This window comes from Novosphingobium rhizosphaerae, from assembly GCF_050920675.1.
Classification (GTDB): domain Bacteria; phylum Pseudomonadota; class Alphaproteobacteria; order Sphingomonadales; family Sphingomonadaceae; genus Novosphingobium; species Novosphingobium rhizosphaerae.
The window spans coordinates 92,751-111,063 of record NZ_CP137862.1 but is presented as its reverse complement, the minus strand read 5'-3'; the positions used below and the strand labels follow the sequence as shown (position 1 = coordinate 111,063).

The following is an 18,313-nucleotide window of genomic DNA, read 5'->3' as shown; positions in this document are numbered from 1 at the left end:
ATACCCGGTACCGGCAAGGGCCGGACCGGGGCAAGGTTGGGGGGATGGGAAAGCTGTGGGGAGGGGGGAAGAACGAGCAAGGAGGCGGCATGGCCCGCTTTGCCCCAAAAGTTCCGCCCATGCGGCGCCACGGGCCCGTTCTGGCTTGCTTCAAGACATGGGAGGTTGCCCGTGACGGGGGCGCCGGTGCAGCGCGGGCCCAGGTCAATGGGGTGAGGGGGGCAGGGCACCCCTCAGGTCGTGTTCTTGAACTGGGCAAGGCCCAAGGCCCAGATGTTTCCCCGGGGAAACGGGGAAACGCTGGCCTCACCGCTGCATGCCCTTGCCTTGGGATTCGAGAGCTTCAAGCGCGGCGCGCACGCCTTCGACGAGGTCTTCGGTCGTCGCGCCGGTGCCGTTGTGCAGCTTGAGCGTCACCCCCTGGCGACCGGCCGAGAGCACCGAGACGGCACAGCGCCCGGTGGCCGGCGCATCCCACACGAACAGCGGCCCGCGCGGCGCCTGGCCAGCGCTGGGCGCCGCGAGCAGGCGCTGGAGCACTTCGGCCGAGGCCAGCATGGGCCGTCCACCGCTGCGGGCGGCATCCTGCTCGCGCGCGATCTGGCGTGCTTCCTTGAGGATCAGGGCCTGCGCGTTCTTGTCATCAAGGGCTTGGGCGAGGGCGTAACCGGGCTTGAGCTGCACATCGGCAGGCGAAGCAAATGCGGCGATCACGGCATCGGGGATCGTTGCCACGCGCAGCATTTTGGAAAGCCAACCCTTTGACAACTTTAGCCTTTCCGCCATGCGGGTAAGGTGGTTGCCATAGTGGTCTTTCAAGGCCAGCGCGTAATTGCGGGCGCGTTCGAGATCCGAAACGTCCTTGCGGGCGCGGTTCTCCAGATCGGCCAGGCGGAACGCGGCTTCATCGTCGAGCTGGGCAACCTGGGCGAGGAACTGGAACTGCGGATAGGAATTGGCGCGCAGCCAGGCAATCGACCAATGGCGCCGCGTTCCCGCGATCACTTCATAGTCATAGGCCGGATCGCCTTCCAGGCGGCGCACAACCGCCGGCACTTTCTGGCCGCCTTCGGCGATGATCGAATCGATCAGTTCGCGACAGGATTCCTCGGATAGGTGGGCATAGGAACGGGCATTGCCGGCCCAGACGCGCACCCGCGCCGGATCGAGCAGCAGTTGCGTGACCTGGCGCACTTCCCCGCTGGCAACCCGTGCCAGCGCGCTTTCGCGGTTGAGCAGCGTGGTGCCGCGCAAGGGGCCTAGGCCCGGCGACGCCGCGCGTGGGGACTGCGCCGGCGCCGGGGCGGGTGCGGGGTCTGCGCGCGGGGCCGGTGCGGCGTCCTCCGCCACGCCCGAAGGACGCGCGGAGGGCGTGTTGTCGATCACCGCAGGCGCGATGGGCGCTGCCGGGGCCGCGCTGGGCGAGGGGCTGGCGGTTTCTTCGTCTTCCGCCAGCAGCGCGGCGAGGTAATCGGATTGCTTGCGCGCCATGGCGTTAGAACCTTGCGAAGAACGGGGCAGAGGGAAGGGGAAGGGGGGCTTCAGGCATGGAGCACATCCTCTTCACGCGCCGGGGCAATGCGGCCCCAGCCGGTGCGCACCAGCTGTTCGATCTGGCCCAGTGCCTCGTCGAGGTTGGCGCGGCAACGCTTGTGCGTCTTGGCCGTCCCGATCGGCTTTTCCAGTTCGTAGATCGTCATCATGCGCAAGGCGGCGTGGCTGATTTCCGCGCTTTCCAGGATGGGCACGGGCAGCAGGGCAGGGCCAAAGGTCTGCTCCATGATGGTGCGGACCATGGCGTGGCTGGGATCGTTGCCGTCAAATTTCGAACAGATCAGGCGAACAAATTGATAATCCACGGCAATCCCGGCCTCAACCAGCTGCGCGATGACCTGGTCCATCATGGAGAGGAACTGCACGGTGGAGCAGAAATCGGGGGTGGTGGCCGCCAGCGGCACGAGCAGGGCATTGGCCGCCTGCATCACCGCCAGCGAGATCGTGCCCAGCGCCGGCGGCGGATCGAGGATCACCACATCGTAATCGCGAGCGAGGTCGAGCAGCCCTTGCTTGAGCTTGCGGAAGCGCGCCGCCAGCACCGACTGTCCATCGGCGCCGGCCGCGGCAAGTTCGTATTCCACGTCGAACAGTTCGAGGTTGGAAGGGATCAGATCGACATTGGGCCAGGGCGTGCGCTTGACCGCGTAGAGCAAGTCGGCCTGGGTCGGGTCGATCGACAAGTAGGGGTAAAGGGTTTCCTCCCGCGTGATGTTGAAATGCGGGTTGAAGCCGAACAGCGTGGTCGTGGTGGCCTGGCTGTCGCAATCGACCACCAGAACGCGATAGCCCTGCACTGCGAAATAGTGCGCCAGGTGGGTGGTGACGGTGGACTTACCCACCCCGCCCTTGAAATTCTGCACCGCGATCATCGCCGGCACGTCTTGCGGCCCCCGCGTGGGCATGGCGCCCAGCACTTCGCGCATGTTGAGCATTTCGGTGACGCCATAGCCGATGCGCCGGCCGTTGTCGCCCGACGGGGGCGGGGGCAGGCGGCCATCATCCTCGGCCATGCGGATGCGGTTGGTCGAACAACCCAGCAGGTGCGCAGCTTCGGCAATGCCGAAACGCACGTTGAGTCCCTTGCGGCTTTCCGGCAGAAAGGCCTTGCGCCGCAAGCGCTCGATCATCCGCTCCCCGGCTTGGGCCAGATCGCCGATTTGCCCCACGATTGCATTGGTATCAGCCATCATCCGCCCGTTTGAAGCTGTTGATGGGTATGCATAGCAAATTTCATTCAATCGGGCAACTTGGTGGTTTACCATCGCAAGAGCGCGCAAAAACGGCGCAGCATGCATTCCATTGGCCCTTTGGCCGAGGCAATACATGCTTTTGCTGGAATAAATCAAATCATTGAATTTAAATCATAAATTCTGCCATGCAGCGGGACCGCCATCCCATCGCCGCGCCGCTTCGCTGGCCCAGACCCTTGATGTCGATAGGAATTCCGCAACGCGGCGATCGGCCTCAAGCCGCCCGCATCATAGAATCACGCGCCGGCCCCGCGCGCCGGAATATCGGCAACCTGGCCGGGATGCAGCGCGCGAAAGCGTTCGGGCGCGATTCCCTGCGCGGCAAGCGCGGCGTCAAGCTGGTGCAGCGGGTCTTCGCGCGGCTCGTCGGTCAGCTTGAACGTGCCCCAGTGGATGCCGAGCGCCCGGTCGGCATCAAGATCGCGCATGATCGCCACCGCTTCGGCCGGGTTGGTATGCTGCGCGGCCATGAACCAGCGCGGGTCATAGGCGCCGATCGGCAGCAGCGCGCAATCGACCGGGCCGAAGCGCGCGCGCAGGGCACGAAAGATCGCGCCGGTGCCATAGCCGGTATCGCCGGCGAAATAGACCGTCCGGCCTTGCGCGCACAGCATGAAGCCACCCCACAGCGCCATGCGGCGATCGCGCGGACCGCGCGAGGACCAATGCAGCGCAGGCACGAGATGGGCCTGCGCGGTGCCGGCCGGATCGAGGGGGTGGGCCTGGTGCCAATCGAGCGCGGCAAGGCGGGCGCCGGGCACATGGCGGCGCACGATACTGTCGTTGCCCAGGGGGGTGATGATCAGCGGTGCATGGGCTTTGGTCAGGGCTTTGAGCGTGGCCACGTCGAGATGATCGTAATGGTTGTGCGAAAGCAGCACGGCGTGGATCGGCGGCAGGTCTGCCAGCGCCACGCCTGGCGCAGTAACACGGCGCGGACCGGCAAAGCGCACCGGGCTGGCGCGCTGCGCCCAGACCGGATCGGTCAGGATGTTGAGGCCGCCCAACTGGATCAGCACCGTGGCATGGCCGATCATGGTGATGCGCAGGCCAGGCACCGCCGCATCGGGCCGGGCCGGCGTGACCGGCACCGAGGGCGGCCAAGGGTTGTCGGGCGCGGTGCGGCGCCAGCGCAGCACATCCTTTAGCGAGCGATCGGTTTCGGGCTCTGCGGCGGGATTGCGGAAGCGCAGCCCGTCGAAATGGTCGCTGACAGGGCCTTGATAATAGGGATTGCGCGGCATGCGGCCCTTTCGCGGTGGCGCGGGGAGTGGAGGCCCACCAAGTGGGTGCGGCGTGGCGGAAAATCCAGGGGGATGGCCAAGCGCGATTGCATTGCCGGGCCAAGTCACTATGGGCTGTTGCTGCGTCGGTGCCGTGCCTGTGACTTGCGGGGTGGGCATTTCCCCCCTCTTGCTTGGTCCTTTCTCGCCATGGCCGTTTCATGCCGTTGCGCCCGGGCCGTGCCGTTGCCGCGATTGGATACCCTTTGGCCCAGACCACGCTTGCCCCGCATCGGGACGAGAAGATCCGCCTGATCGACAAGGCGCGCCTGCCCGGGGGCGGCGAGCTGCTCCTGCTGCAAAGCGGCGATTCCTTTTCGATCGAGTTGGACGAAGAGGAATTGATGGGCAACACCGACTATGTGTCGGAACAGGCCCTGGCGACGATGACCGCCCAGCGCCTGCGCCGGCACAATGGATCGATCCTGATCGGTGGCCTGGGCATGGGCTTTACCCTGGGTGCGGCGCTCCAGGCCTGGGGCAAGGGCGCGCGCATCCGCGTGGCCGAACTGGTGCCCGAAATCCTGGCCTGGGCCAAAGGGCCGCTGGTCGATGTCTTTGCCGGCAAGCTGGACGATCCGCGCGTGACCGTGACGCTGGGCGATGTGCACGATGTGATCGCGCAGGGCAGCGTCGGGGGCAGGGGGCAATTCGATGCCATCCTGCTGGATGTGGACAATGGCCCCGACGGGTTCGTGCAGAAGGAAAACGACCGGCTTTATGGCCCGGACGGCTTGCGTGCCGCCTATGCCGCGCTGCGGCCGGGCGGCATCCTGGCGGTGTGGTCGGCCGATCCCGACGCGCGCTTTACCCGCGCGCTGGCACGCGCCGGCTTTGCCGTGGAGGCCGTGCCCGTGCCGGCCTATGAAGGCGCGCGCAACGATGTCCACTGCCTGTGGTTTGCCACGCGGCGCTAGGCGGCGTGGCAATGCCGCGCCACTTTGCGGCGATGTTCTGAAAAAGCGTGGCGCGATCGTAATTTGCGGCACTTTTTGCCCGCCCGTGCGTTGGGGACGCCGAGGCGCTGGGCGCGCTTTGTCGCCGCGACTGGCTGGGCAAGAAGAAAAGGACAGGACCGCATCGTGACACAGGCCCCGGTTGAGACGCTGTCGCGCGCGGAACTGGAAAGCGAAGTGCAGCGGCTGCGCCATGCCGGGTCAGCGGCCGATAACGCCGTCGACACGGCCGACGCGCGGCGCCAGGCCTTGTTCGAAGCGATCGACGATGGCTTTTGCATCATCGAGTTCTTCGATGGGCCGCATGGGCCCTTGAGCGACTATCGCCATGTCGAAGCCAATTCGGGTTATGAGCGCCACACCGGGATTGCCGGCATCGTTGGCAAGACGCTGCGCGACATTGCCCCGAACGAAGCCGATGGCTGGCTGGAACTTTATGGCCGCGTGCTGCGCACGGGCGAGCCGGTGCGCTTTGAACGCGAATTCATCACCGCTGCTCGCTTCATCGAGGTTTCGGCGCGTCGTGTGGGGCCGCAAGGCAACCGCCAGGTATCCGTGCTGTTCCGCGACATTTCCGCGCGCAAGGCATCGGAATCGGCACTGCGGCAAAGCGAGGCGCTGGCCCGCGACAATGTGCAGCGGGTGCAACTCGCGCTTTCGGCCGGCGCTATCCTGGGCACCTGGATCTGGGACGTGCCGAGCGGGCTGGTGAGCGTGGACGAAGGCTTTGCCAATGCCTTTGGCGTGGAGCCGGGCGCCGATCTGGCGGCCCTTCGCGTCGAGCGCTTGCTTGGCGCCATCCATGCCGATGACCGCGCCGGGGTGGATGGTGCGATTGCCGCCTGCCTGGCCCAGCCCGGCCCCTATCGCCACCAATACCGCGTGCGCGGACGGCATGGGCGCCATGCCTGGGTGGAAGCGGTCGGGCGGGTCGAAGCCGACGCGCGCGGGGCGGCGGTGCGCTTTCCCGGCGTGTTGCTGGATCTTGAGACGCGGCGCGCGGTGGAAGCCGAGCGCGACCGCGTGACCGAGGAACTGCGCCGCCTTACCGAAACCCTGGAACAGCGCGTGGCGGACCGCACCGCCGAACTGATGCATGCCGAAGCGCAGTTGCGCCAGGCCCAGAAGATGGAAGCGGTCGGGCAGTTGACGGGGGGCCTTGCCCACGATTTCAACAATCTGCTTGCCGGCATTTCCGGCGCGCTGGAAATGATCGGCTCACGCCTGGCGCAGGGCCGCTTTGCCGAAGTGGAAAAGTACCTGGCGATGGCGCAATCGGCCGGGCGCCGCGCGGCCGCGCTGACCCATCGCCTGCTGGCCTTTTCGCGGCGCCAGACGCTCGATCCACGCCCTACCAACGTCAACGACCTGGTCGATGGCATGGCGGACCTGGTGCGGCGCACCGTTGGCCCGGCGATCGCCGTGGAAGCAGTGGGCGCGGCCGGGCTGTGGACTGCGCTGGTCGATGCCAGCCAGTTGGAAAACGCGCTGCTCAACTTGTGTCTCAACGCGCGCGACGCCATGCCCGATGGCGGGCGCATCACGATCGAGACGGCCAACCGCTGGTTCGACGAGCGGGCCGCCGCCAGCCACGAGATTCCGCCGGGACAATACCTTTCGCTGTCGGTGACCGATACGGGCGTGGGCATGTCGGCCGATGTGATCGCCAAGGCTTTCGATCCGTTCTTCACCACCAAGCCGCTGGGCCAGGGCACAGGGCTTGGGCTGTCGATGATCTATGGTTTTGCACGCCAATCGGGCGGCCATGCGCGCATCTATTCCGAAGTGGGAAGCGGCACCACGGTGCGCATCTACCTGCCGCGCCATTACGGCAGCGATGAAACGGCCCACGATACGATCAGCGCCTTTGCCGGGGCGGCGAGCGCCTCTGCAGCGCCTGGGCAAGGGATCGTGCTGGTGGTGGACGACGAGCCGCTGGTGCGCATGCTGGTCGTCACCGCATTGGAAGACATGGGGCACACCGTGCTGGAAGCCGAAGACGGCGCGCAGGGGTTGAAGATCCTCCAATCGGAAGCCGCGATCGACCTGGTGGTGACCGACGTTGGCCTGCCGGGCGGAATGAACGGGCGCCAGATGGCCGACGCCGCGCGCGGCCACCGGCCCGATACGCCGGTGCTGTTCATCACCGGCTATGCCGAAAACGCGATCATCGGCAACGGCCACCTGGAACCGGGCATGCAGATCCTGACCAAGCCTTTCGCCGTGGGCGATCTGGAACAGCGCGTGCGGGCCATGCTGATGGGGCGCTAGGGACCATCTTGGCCATCGCGGCAAGGCCTTTCGACTGGCCTCGGGGCGGACCGAGATAGGGATGTGAAATCCTTATGAAGCCCGTTGCACGGCCCGGATGCGTTGGCGTGTGCTTGCTGAACAATCGGCGACGGCCGGTTCAAGTTTCGGGCAGGCTGCCTGGCATAGCCTGTGTCTTGGGATGGACACCCAAGCACGGGAGACACACGATGAAGATGGTTCGCATGGCCGCGCTGGCGGCGGTGGCAATGGTTGGGGTTGGGATTGGTGGCGCGGCCGGCCTGGCCCAGGCACAGGCCTGGAACGGATATGGCCAGGGCTATGGCGGATACGGGCAGGGCTATGGATCTGGCTATGATCGCGGTGGGGATTACTGGCGCGCCAAGCGCAAGGCCGATTATGTTTGCTCGGGCCAGCGGGCGCACGCACTCGAAGCGCGCCTGGCGCAGGAAGTGAACCAGGGCGATATCGATCCTCGCCGCGCCGATCGCATCCACGATGCCATCGATCAGCTCGAAGGCCGCCAGCGCTATGAATGCGGCGGTGGCGACTGGCGCGCGGTCAGCGCGCTGACCACCCGGTTCGACCGCATCGAAGGCTGGATCAATGCCGAGGCCCGCCAGGGCGGCTGGCGGCGGCCGCAATATGGGCGCGGCTGGGGCTGGTGATGCCTGGGGCCGGTGTTCAGGCGATCGGCACAACCTGTTGCGCCAGGGCGGCCAGCGCCGGGCGATGGCTGACAAGCAGCAGGCCGGTGCCGGTCTGATCCAGCCACGCATCCAGGCGTTCGCGCAGGCGCGCCTCGGTGGCCAGGTCCAGCCCCTCGCTCGGCTCGTCGAGCAAGAGCCAGGGGCGCCCGGCCAGAAGAGCGCGCGCCAGGACGAGGCGACGGCGCTGGCCGCCCGACAGGCGCGCGCCGTCGCCGCCCAGCCATTGGTCGAGGCCCTGGGGCAGGGCGGCCACGACATCTTCGGCGCAGGCGACATACAGCGCCCGTTCCATCGCGGCACGGGTCAGGCCGGGGCGGGCAAGCGCGAGATTGTCGGCCACGGTGCCCGCGATCAGCGGGGCGGACTGCGGCATCAGCGCCAGGTGCGGGCGCAAGGCGGCAAGGCCCAGCGCGCGCGGATCGTGCCCGTCGATGGCCAGCATCTGCGGCGCATCCTGGCGCAAGCCGGCGAGGGTTTCCAAAAGCCGTGTCTTGCCAGCGCCCGATGGCCCGGTGATCAGCACGCGTGCGCCGTGTGCAAAGGCCTGGCCGGCGATGGTCAGCACCGGCCGGCCTGATAGGCTGGCAAGCGCAGGCGAGGGGGCAAGCGGCGGCACTTCCCCCGCCTGGTCCAGCCGGGCCAGGGCCAGCCGCATTTCCGGACCGCGGGCGTCATGGGCGGCAAGGCCGGACCAGGGTTCCAACGCGGCCAGGGCGGCAAGCAGGCCCAGGGCGAGCAGCGGCGCCGGCGCTTGTGCCAGGGTGACAAGGCCGGCGAGCGTCAGCCCCGCGAGCAAGGTTTGCGTGGCGGTGAGCCAGGCTTCGGCACGGGCCAGTGCGGCCTGCGCGCGCGATTGCGCCTCGGCGCGCTCGGCAAGGGCCTGGGCCAGTGCTGGTGCCAGGCCATAGACGGCGATGTCTGCCGCCGGGCCGGCCATTTCCGCATAATCGGCAGCCAGCGCGGCGTGGGCGGCGGCCAGGTCTTGCTGCGCGCCCGGCAGCAGGCGCCGCGCCATGGTGCGTGCGGCCAGGCGCATGGCTGCCATGCCCAGCGCCAGCGCCAGCACCGCGGCCCAGCCCAGCGGCAGGGCCAAGCCCAGCGCCACGGCCGCAGCGCTCCACGCGCCCACCCGCGCCACGCGGCGGATCGCGGCGTCTTCGAGCAGATCGACATCGCGGCCAAAGCGCGCGGCCATTGCCCCGCTGCGCCCGGCGTCGCGCCCGGCCAGGGCCGCCTGTGCCACGCGGGCAAACAGCGTGGCGCGCACTTCTGCCAAGGCAAACAGCGCGGCGCGGTGGCCCAGCATCCGCTCGCCATAGCGGCTGGCGGTGCGCACAATCGCCGCAGCGCGCAGCGCGGCGCTGGGCAGCAGGTAATTGAACCCGGTGACTGCCAGCGGCCCGGCGAGGCCGGCCAGCGCCGCGCCGGCCAGGAACCAGCCGGCCACGCCCAGCAGCCCCACCGCACACAAGGCGGCCATCACCGCGCAGGCCATGGCCGCGCGCAAGGGGCCGCGCTGGCGCAGCAGCGGCGTCGCGATCAGGGCGCTCATGCCGCAGTCTCCCCAGCGATGTGACAACGGCTTTGCGCCATGGCGGCAAGATCGGCATCATGGGTTGCAGCCACCACCAGGCGATGCTGCGCGCATTGCCGCAGCACCGCGCGCACGGCGGCGGCGCTCATGGGATCGAGATCGGCGGTGGGCTCGTCCAGCAGCAGGACCGGCCTGCCCGACAGGATCGCGCGGGCGAGGCCAAGGCGCCGCCGCTCCCCGCCCGACAGGCCCGAGCCGCGATGGTCGAGCAGCATGCCAAGCCCGCCGCGCTGCGCCATCATCGGGCCAAGGCCAAGCTCGTCCAGCAGGGCCAGCATCGCGGCGTGATCGGTGGCGCCGCCCAGGGCCAGGTTGTGGCGCAAGGTGCCGGGCAGCAGGGCCACGGCCTGCCCGGCCCAGCCGATCGCGGTGTTGATGGCGCCGGGCGAAAACGCGGCATCATCTGCCCGCAGCGTCCCGGAGGCCAGCGGCACCTGGCCGATCACGGCCAGCAGCAGCGAGGATTTGCCGCTGCCAGTGGCGCCGGTCACGGCGTGGAGCCCCGGCCCCGCCCAATCCCATGCGAGCGGGCCGATCGAGGCGCCGCCGGGATAGGCGATGATCACGCCGGCGCCGTGCAGGCGCGCCGGCGCGCTGACTGGCGCCACGGGTGCAGGCAGGGCTTGTGCCACGGCGCCGATAGCGTCCAGCGCCGCTTCGCCGGTCTGCTTGTCGTGATAGGCGGCGGCCAGGCGCCGCATGCCAAGGTAGAATTCCGGGGCGAGGGCCAGCGTATAGAACGCCTGCGCGAGAGTCAGCCGCTCGGGCGCGGGAAACGGCAGGAGGCCGAGCAGCGCAAAGCCGCAATAGACCGCGACCAGCGCCACGCAGAGCGCCGCAAAGAATTCGAGAATGGCGTTGGAGGCAAAGGCCACGGCGAGCACGGCCATGGTGCGGCGCGCGACGTCTTGCGTCGCGCTGGCAAGCTGGCGGCCGATACGATCTTCCGCGCCGGTGGCCAGGATCAGCGGCAGGTGCGCGATGCGATCGACGAACAGGCCGGCGGCACGGGTCAGGGCCTGGTGTTGAGCCTGCGCCTGCCGTGCCGCCATGCCGCCTGCCAGGATCAGGCCGAGCACGAAAGGCACCAGCGTGGCCAGCATGATCGCGGCGCACACCCAGCTGGCGGGGGCCACGGCCGCCGCGATCAACAGCGGCGCCAGCGCGCCCGCGCCGCGCAAGGGCACGAACCGCGCCACCAGGCCTTCGGTGCGATCGACGGTGTCCACCGCCAGATGCACGTCCTCGCCCACCAGCGCCCCGCGCAAGGTGCGGCTGGGCAGCAGCGCGGGCCACAGCCAGGCGCGCAGGGCCTGCTGGAACCGTGCCGCGCCGGCTTGCCCCGCCACGCGCGCACGGCCCAGCGCCAGCGCACGCCATGCCGCGCCCAGCGCCAGCAGCGCGGCGGCCGGCCAGGCCGGCAGCACGCCATCGGCGCGCGCGGCCACGGCCCAGGCCAGGCCCAGCGCCACGGGAACCGCGCCTACGCCTTCGACCAGCCACCATGCCGTGGCGGCCAGCACGCGGGGCGGATCGACTGGGGGCCGCGCGGCAGATGCCAGGGGTTCGGATGGGGATGCGGCCAGGGATGCGGGAAGCGTGTGAGACAATCTGTCCATCTTATTATAACAGGAAACGATGACATAAGCGGCGAGCGAGTCGGGAGACCTGGCCTCGCGCTGGATTTTTCTTTTCGCGATCGGCGTTTGCCGCAAGAAATCACATGCAGGATTGATTGCCGTCAAATTGCGGCAGCGCAGCAGGGTTTAACGAGGCGCCGCGCACCTGTCGCGCAATTTGCAGCCAATCCGCGATCTTGCATGCCGGATGGAACAAGCGGGCAGGGGCCACAGCAGAGGAACCGCGGCCATGGACATGGCAGTCATCGAGTTATCCCGCCTTCAGTTCGCGCTGACGGCCATGTATCACTTTCTCTTCGTGCCATTGACGCTTGGCCTTTCGTTCATGCTGGTCATCATGGAGAGCATCTATGTGATCACCAAGCGGCCGATCTGGCGGGTCATCACGCGGTTCTGGGGCAAGCTGTTCGGCATCAATTTCGTGCTGGGCGTGGCCACGGGCCTGACCATGGAATTCGAGTTCGGCACCAACTGGGCCTATTACGCCCATTACGTGGGCGACATCTTCGGCGCGCCGCTGGCGATCGAAGGGCTGATGGCCTTTTTCCTCGAAGCCACGATGGTGGGGGTCATGTTCTTTGGCTGGGACAGGCTCAGCCGGCGGCAGCATCTGGCCGTCACGTTCATGGTTGCGCTGGGCACCAACCTTTCGGCGCTGTGGATCCTGATTGCCAACGGCTGGATGCAGAACCCGGTGGGCGCCACGTTCAATCCCGCAACCATGCGGATGGAAGTGACCGACTTTTCCGCGGTGCTGTTCAACCCGGTGGCCCAGGCCAAGTTCGTGCACACGGTGAGCGCCGGCTATGTCTGCGCGGCGACGTTCGTGATGGGCGTTTCGGCGTTCTACATGCTCAAGGGCAAGTGGACCAACGTGGCGCGCCGGTCGATGATGGTGGCGGCCGCGTTCGGCCTGGCCTCGGCGCTGTCGGTCGTCGTGCTGGGGGATGAAAGCGGCTATACCCTGACCGACAACCAGAAGATGAAGCTCGCCGCGATCGAGGCGATGTGGGAAACCGAGCCGGCGCCGGCGGCGATCACGCTGATCGGCCTGCCCGACGTGGCCGCCCGCACCACCCATGGCGCGATCAAGGTGCCCTATGTCATGGGCTTGATCGGCACGCGCAGCCTGACCGGCAAGATCGACGGGATCGAGGAGCTGGTGCTGCGTGCCGATGCGCGCATCCATAGCGGCCTGATCGCCTATGATGCGGTGGAACGGCTCAAGGCCAATCGCGCCGACATGGCCGCGCGCGCGGCGTTCGAGGCGCACAAGCAGGACATCGGCTTTGCCATGCTGCTCAAGCGCTATGTCGCCGATCCGCGCCGCGCCGATGACAAGCTGATCCTGAAAGCGGCGTGGGACACGGTGCCCAACGTGCCGGCGATGTTCTTTCTGTTTCGCGGCATGGCCGGCCTGGGCTTTGGCTTCATCGCGTTCTTCGGTGCGGCGTTCTGGTGCGCGTCCACCTGCCGGTTCCGCCGCCGCTGGTTCCTGAAACTGGCGGTGGTGATGATCCCGCTGCCATGGGTGGCGATCGAGGCAGGCTGGGTGCTGGCCGAAATCGGCCGCCAGCCCTGGGCCGTGGACGGCGTGCTGCCCACGTTCCTGGGCGCCTCCTCGCTCACCGTGGGGCAGGTGTGGACCACGATCGTGGGCTTTACCGCGCTCTATGGCGCACTGGCGGTGATCGAAGTGCGGCTGATGCTGGCGCAGATCCGCAAGGGGCCGATCGAGCACCACGAAGACGATCAAGGGCACGACGACGAAACGCAACCCCGGGCCGCGGGCTTTGCCCCGCTGCCGGCCGAATAAGGGGCAAGGGCCATGCACATTCCGCTTGATTACGAAACCCTGCGGGTCATCTGGTGGGCGCTGCTCGGCGTGCTGCTGATCGGCTTTGCCCTGACCGACGGCTATGACCTGGGCGTGGCCGCGCTGCTGCCTTTCGTGGGCCGCACCGATGCCGAGCGCCGCCTGGTGATCAACGCCGTGGCGCCGCATTGGGAAGGCCACCAGGTGTGGCTGATCCTGGGCGGCGGGGCGATCTTTGCCGCCTGGCCGTTTGTCTATGCGGTCAGCTTCTCCGGCTTTTACCTGGCCATGTTCCTGGTGCTGGCGGCGCTGATCCTGCGGCCGGTGGCGTTCAAGTATCGTTCCAAGAAACCCGATGCCGCCTGGCGCAGCCGGTGGGACTGGGCGCTGTTCACCGGGGGTTTCGTGCCCGCGCTGGTGTTTGGCGTGGCCGTGGGCAACGTGCTGGCCGGCGCGCCGTTCCGCCTCGATGGCGATCTGCGCATGACCTATGAAGGCAGCCTGCTGGGCCTGTTCACGCCGTTCACGCTGCTGACCGGCGTGCTGTCGGTGGCCATGCTGGCGTTGCATGGCGCGGGCTGGCTGGCGATCAAGATCGAGGAAGGGCCGGTGCTGGCCCGCGCCCGCGCCATTGCCCGCGTGGCGGCGGTGGCCAGCATCGCGTTGTTCGCGATTGGCGGGCTGATCGTGGCCAAGGGTCACATGGGCATGGCGATTGCCGGCGCGGTCGATACGCAAGGCCCGTCGAACCCGCTGCTGTCGGGCAGCGTGGCCGCGCCGGGCGCGTGGCTGGCCAACTATGGCGCGCATCCCTGGATGCTGGCGGCGCCGCTGCTGGGCCTGGCCGGGCCGCTGCTGGCGCTATGGGCCATTGCGACGCGGCGGGGCGGGGTGAACCTGGCGGGCACTGCCCTTGCCACCACCGGCATCATTGCCACGGTGGGCTGCTCGATGTTTCCGTTCATCCTGCCATCCTCGATCGATCCGCGATCCAGCCTGACGGTGTGGAACGCCTCGTCCAGCCATCTCACGCTGTTCATCATGCTGGTGTGCACGATCGTGTTGCTGCCGATCGTGCTGGCCTACACCGCCTGGGTGATGCGCCTGCTGCGCGGCCGGATCACCCTGCGCGATGTGCGCACCAACCCCGATTTCTACTGAAAGGAACAGGCCATGTGGTATTTCACCTGGGTGCTCGGGCTGGGCCTGGCGGTGGGCTTTGGCATCATCAACGGGCTGTGGCACGAGTTCAATTCGCCGGTCGACGATGACCCGGCCCTTTGACGCGGCAGACGTGATGGCCCCCATCTGACGGCCTGAGCGCGCCGGAAATGCTTGCACGAAGAGCGCGCACGGGCCCTGCCCGGCGCGCTCTTTGCATTGCTGCGTAACGGAAAATCACGAAGGCTTGCGCAAACTACCGATTCAAAGTTGAAAGTCGGTTCACCTTTCAGTATCGTGGTCTTCCCAAGCGACGGCACGCAAGACCGTCGCGCCAAGGAGAGGACCATGGCTGTGACCGCCAGCACCCGCATTCGCTCGATTCCCGCCATCCTCCTGGCCGGCGTGGCCTTGGGCGCGCTGCCCGCGCCATCGTTTGCCCAAGAGGCGAGTGGCGCCCCTGCGGCGCAAACCCCGCCCGCCGGAAGCGCCGCCGAAGCGCCGGCCGAGGGCGACATCATCGTCACGGCCCGCCGCCGCAGCGAATCGCTGACCTCGGTGCCGATCGCGATCACCGCGTTTTCGGGCGATGCCTTGCTTGCCCGGGGCGCGGGCGACATCACCTCGCTCGCCGATGAAGTGCCCAACGTGACGCTGGAACCTTCGCGCGGGACCAATTCCACGCTGTCCGCCTTCATTCGCGGCGTGGGCCAGCAGGACCCGGTTTCCGGGTTCGAGCAGGGCGTGGGCATCTACCTGGATGACGTCTATCTCAACCGTCCGCAGGCCGCCGTGCTCGACATTTATGACGTGGAGCGGGTGGAAGTGCTGCGCGGGCCGCAGGGCACGCTCTATGGCCGCAACACCATCGGCGGCGCGATCAAGTATGTGACGCGCAAGATCGACGATGCTTTCCACGTGCGGCTGCGCGGCACCTATGGCAGCTATGACCAGGCCGATGGCGTGGCCACGATCAGTTCGCCGCTCACGTCGGACGGCGTGCTGCGCGCCAGCGGCACCGTGGCGCGGCTGACGCGGGGCGGCTTTGGCCGCAACCTGACGACCGGCCTGTCGAACTACAACAAGGATATCTGGGCCGGGCGCGGTACGGTGGAAGTACACGGGTCCAGCTTCTTTGCGCGGCTGACCGGCGACTATACCCACGACATGTCCAACCCGCGCGGCGGGCACCGCGAAATTCCCGGGCAACTGACCGGGGCGCCGGTGCTGGCCAACGTGTTCGACACGCAGGCCGGGCTCAACAGCCCCAAGCAGGACGTGAAAGCCTGGGGCTGGTCGCTGTTCATGGAGGCCAAGCCGACCGACAGCCTGACGCTGCGTTCGATCACCGCGTTCCGCAAGGATGACAGCGCCTCGCCGATCGATTTCGATGCCACCGCCTCGCAAGACGTCGACGTGCCGGCCTATTACCGCAACAAGCAGTGGAGCCAGGAAATCCAGCTGCTCTACAACAAGGGCCGGTTCAACGCGCTGCTGGGCTACTACTATCTCTATGCCACGGCGCTGACCCAGTTCGATGTGCGCCTGTTCACCACCGTGCCGGGGCTGACCGCCTTTACCGGCGCCAATATCCGCACCGATACCTCGGCGGCGTTCGCCAACCTGAGCTATGACTTTACCGACCAGATCAGCCTGGAAGTGGGCGGGCGCTATACCTGGGACAAGCGCTATGCCCAGATCCTGCGGCAGAACTACCTGGGCGGCGGCTCTCCGGTGTTCGGCGGGGCAGGGGTGGCCTTTGGCGCGCCGGGCACCAATTTCCTGGGCAGCGCGGACTACAACAAGTTCACGCCGCGCGTGTCGCTCAACTGGAAGCCGAATTCGGACAACACCGTCTACGCCAGCTTCAGCCAGGGCTTCAAGGGCGGCGGGTTCGATCCGCGCGGGGTGGGGGTAAACGCGCCGGCCGGCACGACCCAGGCCGAATACCTCAGTTTCCGGCCCGAAAAGGTCAACAGCTATGAACTCGGGGTCAAGACCCGGCTGTTCGACCGCCGCCTGTCGCTCAACCTCGCGGCGTTCCGCATGGATTACACCGACGTGCAGATCCCCGGATCGGTGGCGTGCACGGTGCAGGGCCTGCCCAGCTTCTGCGGGGTGGTGTCCAACGCGGGCAAGGCGCGGATGCAGGGGGTGGAAGCCGAAGGGCGCCTCAAGCTGGGCGGGTTCACGCTCAATGGCTCACTGGGCTATATCGATGCCAAGTACCTGAAATACATCACCCTGATCGCCGGGCAGCCCACCGATGTGGCCGCCTATCGCAAAGTGCAGAACACCCCGGCGTGGACGGGCAATGCCTCGGCCGGCTATTCCATTCCCGTGGGCGGCGGCGCGGTGGACGTGACCGGCGGGGTTTCGTGGAAAAGCAAGACCTACCAGTTCGAAGTGCCCAATCCCTATCTCGACCAACCCGGCTATGCACTGTTCGATGCCAGCGTGTTCTATCGCGCGCCGGGCGGCCGCTGGACCTTTGGCGTCTATGGCAAGAACCTGGCCGACAAGCGCTACAAGACTTCGGGCTATACGTATGTGGCGGGCAACGCGACGACCGGTGCGCTGACCTATACGCCGTCGGGCAATCTCATCCCCACGCTGGGCAAGGAAGGCGTGCTGACCACCTATTGGGGCAATCCGCGCCAGGTCTTTGCCACCGCCACGCTCAACTTCTGAGCGAGCAGACCTGAAAAAAGGGGGCGTGCGGGCGACTGGCCCGGCGCCCCCTTCCTGGCCTATTCAGATTCTGGGCTCGCCGTGGTCCTTGACGATGCGCCCGCCCTGCATGACGAAGCGCACGCGCTGCAGTTCGGTGATGTCGGCCAGCGGGTCCTTGTCGGTGGCGACGATATCGGCAAAGGCGCCCGGGCGGATCGCGCCGATGCGGCTTTCGCCGATCAGCGTGGCAGCGCCGGTAAACGAACTGCGCAGCGCATCGGCCGCCGGCATCCCGGCCTTGACCATCAGTTCGAATTCGCGCGCGTTCTGCCCGTGGTGATAGACGCCGGCATCGGTGCCGAACGCGATTCTGACGCCGGCCTTCCATGCGCCGTACAGGTTCTTGGCCATGATCGGGCCCACTGCCAGCGCCTTTTCCGCCATGGAGGGGCCGAGCAGTTCGGGGTGCTTCTGCGCGAATTCCACCACGGTCGCCCCGGCAATCAGCGTGGGCACCAGATACGTGCCGTGCTGCTTCATGATCGCATAGCTGGCCGGGGTGGCAAAGCTGCCGTGCTCGATCGAATCGACGCCGATCGCGCTGGCGTGGTCGATCGCCTGGGCGCCATGGGCGTGGGCGGCCACGGGCAGGTGCAGGGTGTGCGCGGTTTCCACCACGGCGCGGATTTCCGCGTCGGTCATCAACTGCGCCTGGGGATCGTCACCCACGCTGGCCACTCCGCCCGAGGGCACGATCTTGATCAGGTCGACGCCTTCGCGGAAATGCTCGCGCACTTTCTTCACCGCCTCGTCCGGCCCATCTACGATGCCGTCCTGCCATTCCGGCTTGGCCAGCGCCGGATCAAAGCCGTTGGCCGGATCGCCATGGCCGCCGGTGGGGCTCAGGATACTGCCCGAAACCCACATGCGCGGGCCGGGAATCGTGCCGGCCTTCTGCGCCCGCTTGAGCGCCACTACCACGGCGGTATCGCCGCCCACGTCGCGCACCGAGGTGAACCCGGCGAGCAGGGTGAGGCGGGCATTGCCCACCCCGTCGAGCGTTTCGTCAAAGGCGCTGTGCGTCACGCTTTGCAGCAGGGCATTGCCCTTGGTGAGATCAAGCGTGAGGTGCACGTGCGCATCGATCAGGCCGGGCATCACCGTCCCTTGCGAAAGATCGACCACTTCGGCCCCGGCGGGGGTGACGAAGCCATCCTGCACCGCGGTGATCTGGTCATCGTGCACCAGGATCGACACATTGCTGCGTTCCCCGGCGTTGACCCCGTCGATGAGGTGCCCGGCATGGATCACATAGTCGCGCGCCAGGGCGGTGGCGCCCATGATCGGGGTACAGGCCATCGTCACGGCCAGCGCAACGCCGGCCAGCAAGGTCTTCTTCATT

The 18,313-nt window shown here is 67.5% G+C and carries 13 protein-coding genes; 7 read left to right on the top strand and 6 right to left on the bottom strand.

The genetic code is table 11. From position 1 onward, the window contains the following. Nucleotides 1–306: 306 nt before the first annotated feature. The 3 genes from R9J51_RS20580 to R9J51_RS20570 form a co-directional block, all read right to left on the bottom strand. Nucleotides 307–1,491: a ParB/RepB/Spo0J family partition protein gene (locus tag R9J51_RS20580; RefSeq protein WP_179562724.1), complete on the bottom strand. Its 1,185-nt coding sequence runs from the start codon at nucleotides 1,489–1,491 to the stop codon at nucleotides 307–309. A gap of 50 nt (nucleotides 1,492–1,541) precedes the next feature. Further along, nucleotides 1,542–2,744: an AAA family ATPase gene (locus tag R9J51_RS20575; RefSeq protein WP_168557494.1), complete on the bottom strand. Its 1,203-nt coding sequence runs from the start codon at nucleotides 2,742–2,744 to the stop codon at nucleotides 1,542–1,544. Between the two features lie 299 nt (nucleotides 2,745–3,043). Continuing rightward, on the bottom strand, nucleotides 3,044–4,051 hold the full coding sequence (locus tag R9J51_RS20570; protein WP_179562726.1) for an MBL fold metallo-hydrolase: 1,008 nt from the start codon (nucleotides 4,049–4,051) through the stop codon (nucleotides 3,044–3,046). Between the two features lie 245 nt (nucleotides 4,052–4,296). Here R9J51_RS20570 and R9J51_RS20565 point away from each other — a divergent pair, with 245 nt between their 5' ends. The 3 genes from R9J51_RS20565 (at nucleotide 4,297) to R9J51_RS20555 (ending at nucleotide 7,985) form a co-directional block, all read left to right on the top strand. Beyond that, nucleotides 4,297–5,007: an MnmC family methyltransferase gene (locus tag R9J51_RS20565; RefSeq protein WP_248290413.1), complete on the top strand. Its 711-nt coding sequence runs from the start codon at nucleotides 4,297–4,299 to the stop codon at nucleotides 5,005–5,007. Nucleotides 5,008–5,223: 216 nt separating this feature from the next. After that, nucleotides 5,224–7,317 carry a response regulator gene (locus R9J51_RS20560; protein ID WP_432788079.1) on the top strand — a complete coding sequence of 698 codons (2,094 nt, stop codon included), beginning with the start codon at nucleotides 5,224–5,226 and terminating at the stop codon, nucleotides 7,315–7,317. A 209-nt stretch (nucleotides 7,318–7,526) separates the two neighbouring features. Continuing rightward, nucleotides 7,527–7,985 carry a histidine kinase gene (locus R9J51_RS20555; protein ID WP_168557325.1) on the top strand — a complete coding sequence of 153 codons (459 nt, stop codon included), beginning with the start codon at nucleotides 7,527–7,529 and terminating at the stop codon, nucleotides 7,983–7,985. 16 nt (nucleotides 7,986–8,001) lie between these two features. Here R9J51_RS20555 and R9J51_RS20550 read toward each other — a convergent pair whose 3' ends face one another. Continuing rightward, nucleotides 8,002–9,579 carry an ATP-binding cassette domain-containing protein gene (locus R9J51_RS20550; protein WP_179562730.1) on the bottom strand — a complete coding sequence of 526 codons (1,578 nt, stop codon included), beginning with the start codon at nucleotides 9,577–9,579 and terminating at the stop codon, nucleotides 8,002–8,004. Then, nucleotides 9,576–11,231, bottom strand: a complete 1,656-nt coding sequence (locus R9J51_RS20545) for an ATP-binding cassette domain-containing protein (RefSeq protein WP_432788063.1) — start codon at nucleotides 11,229–11,231, stop codon at nucleotides 9,576–9,578. The genes R9J51_RS20550 and R9J51_RS20545 overlap by 4 nt, the downstream gene beginning before the upstream one ends. 259 nt (nucleotides 11,232–11,490) lie before the next feature. Here R9J51_RS20545 and R9J51_RS20540 point away from each other — a divergent pair, with 259 nt between their 5' ends. The 4 genes from R9J51_RS20540 to R9J51_RS20525 all read left to right on the top strand — a co-directional run bounded on the left by R9J51_RS20540 (nucleotide 11,491) and on the right by R9J51_RS20525 (nucleotide 16,929). Then, on the top strand, nucleotides 11,491–13,077 hold the full coding sequence (locus R9J51_RS20540; protein ID WP_168557500.1) for a cytochrome ubiquinol oxidase subunit I: 1,587 nt from the start codon (nucleotides 11,491–11,493) through the stop codon (nucleotides 13,075–13,077). Nucleotides 13,078–13,089: 12 nt separating this feature from the next. Next, nucleotides 13,090–14,238, top strand: a complete 1,149-nt coding sequence (gene cydB, locus R9J51_RS20535) for a cytochrome d ubiquinol oxidase subunit II (RefSeq protein ID WP_179562733.1) — start codon at nucleotides 13,090–13,092, stop codon at nucleotides 14,236–14,238. Nucleotides 14,239–14,250: 12 nt separating this feature from the next. After that, complete coding sequence (gene cydX, locus R9J51_RS20530; RefSeq protein ID WP_168557502.1) at nucleotides 14,251–14,361, top strand: cytochrome bd-I oxidase subunit CydX; 111 nt, start codon at nucleotides 14,251–14,253, stop codon at nucleotides 14,359–14,361. A 225-nt stretch (nucleotides 14,362–14,586) separates the two neighbouring features. Then, nucleotides 14,587–16,929 (top strand): TonB-dependent receptor, encoded by a 2,343-nt coding sequence (locus tag R9J51_RS20525; protein WP_168557503.1) that lies wholly within the window; start codon nucleotides 14,587–14,589, stop codon nucleotides 16,927–16,929. 63 nt (nucleotides 16,930–16,992) lie between these two features. Here R9J51_RS20525 and R9J51_RS20520 read toward each other — a convergent pair whose 3' ends face one another. Then, nucleotides 16,993–18,312, bottom strand: coding sequence for an amidohydrolase family protein (locus R9J51_RS20520; RefSeq protein WP_179562734.1), 1,320 nt, complete (start codon nucleotides 18,310–18,312; stop codon nucleotides 16,993–16,995). Nucleotide 18,313 lies beyond the last annotated feature (1 nt).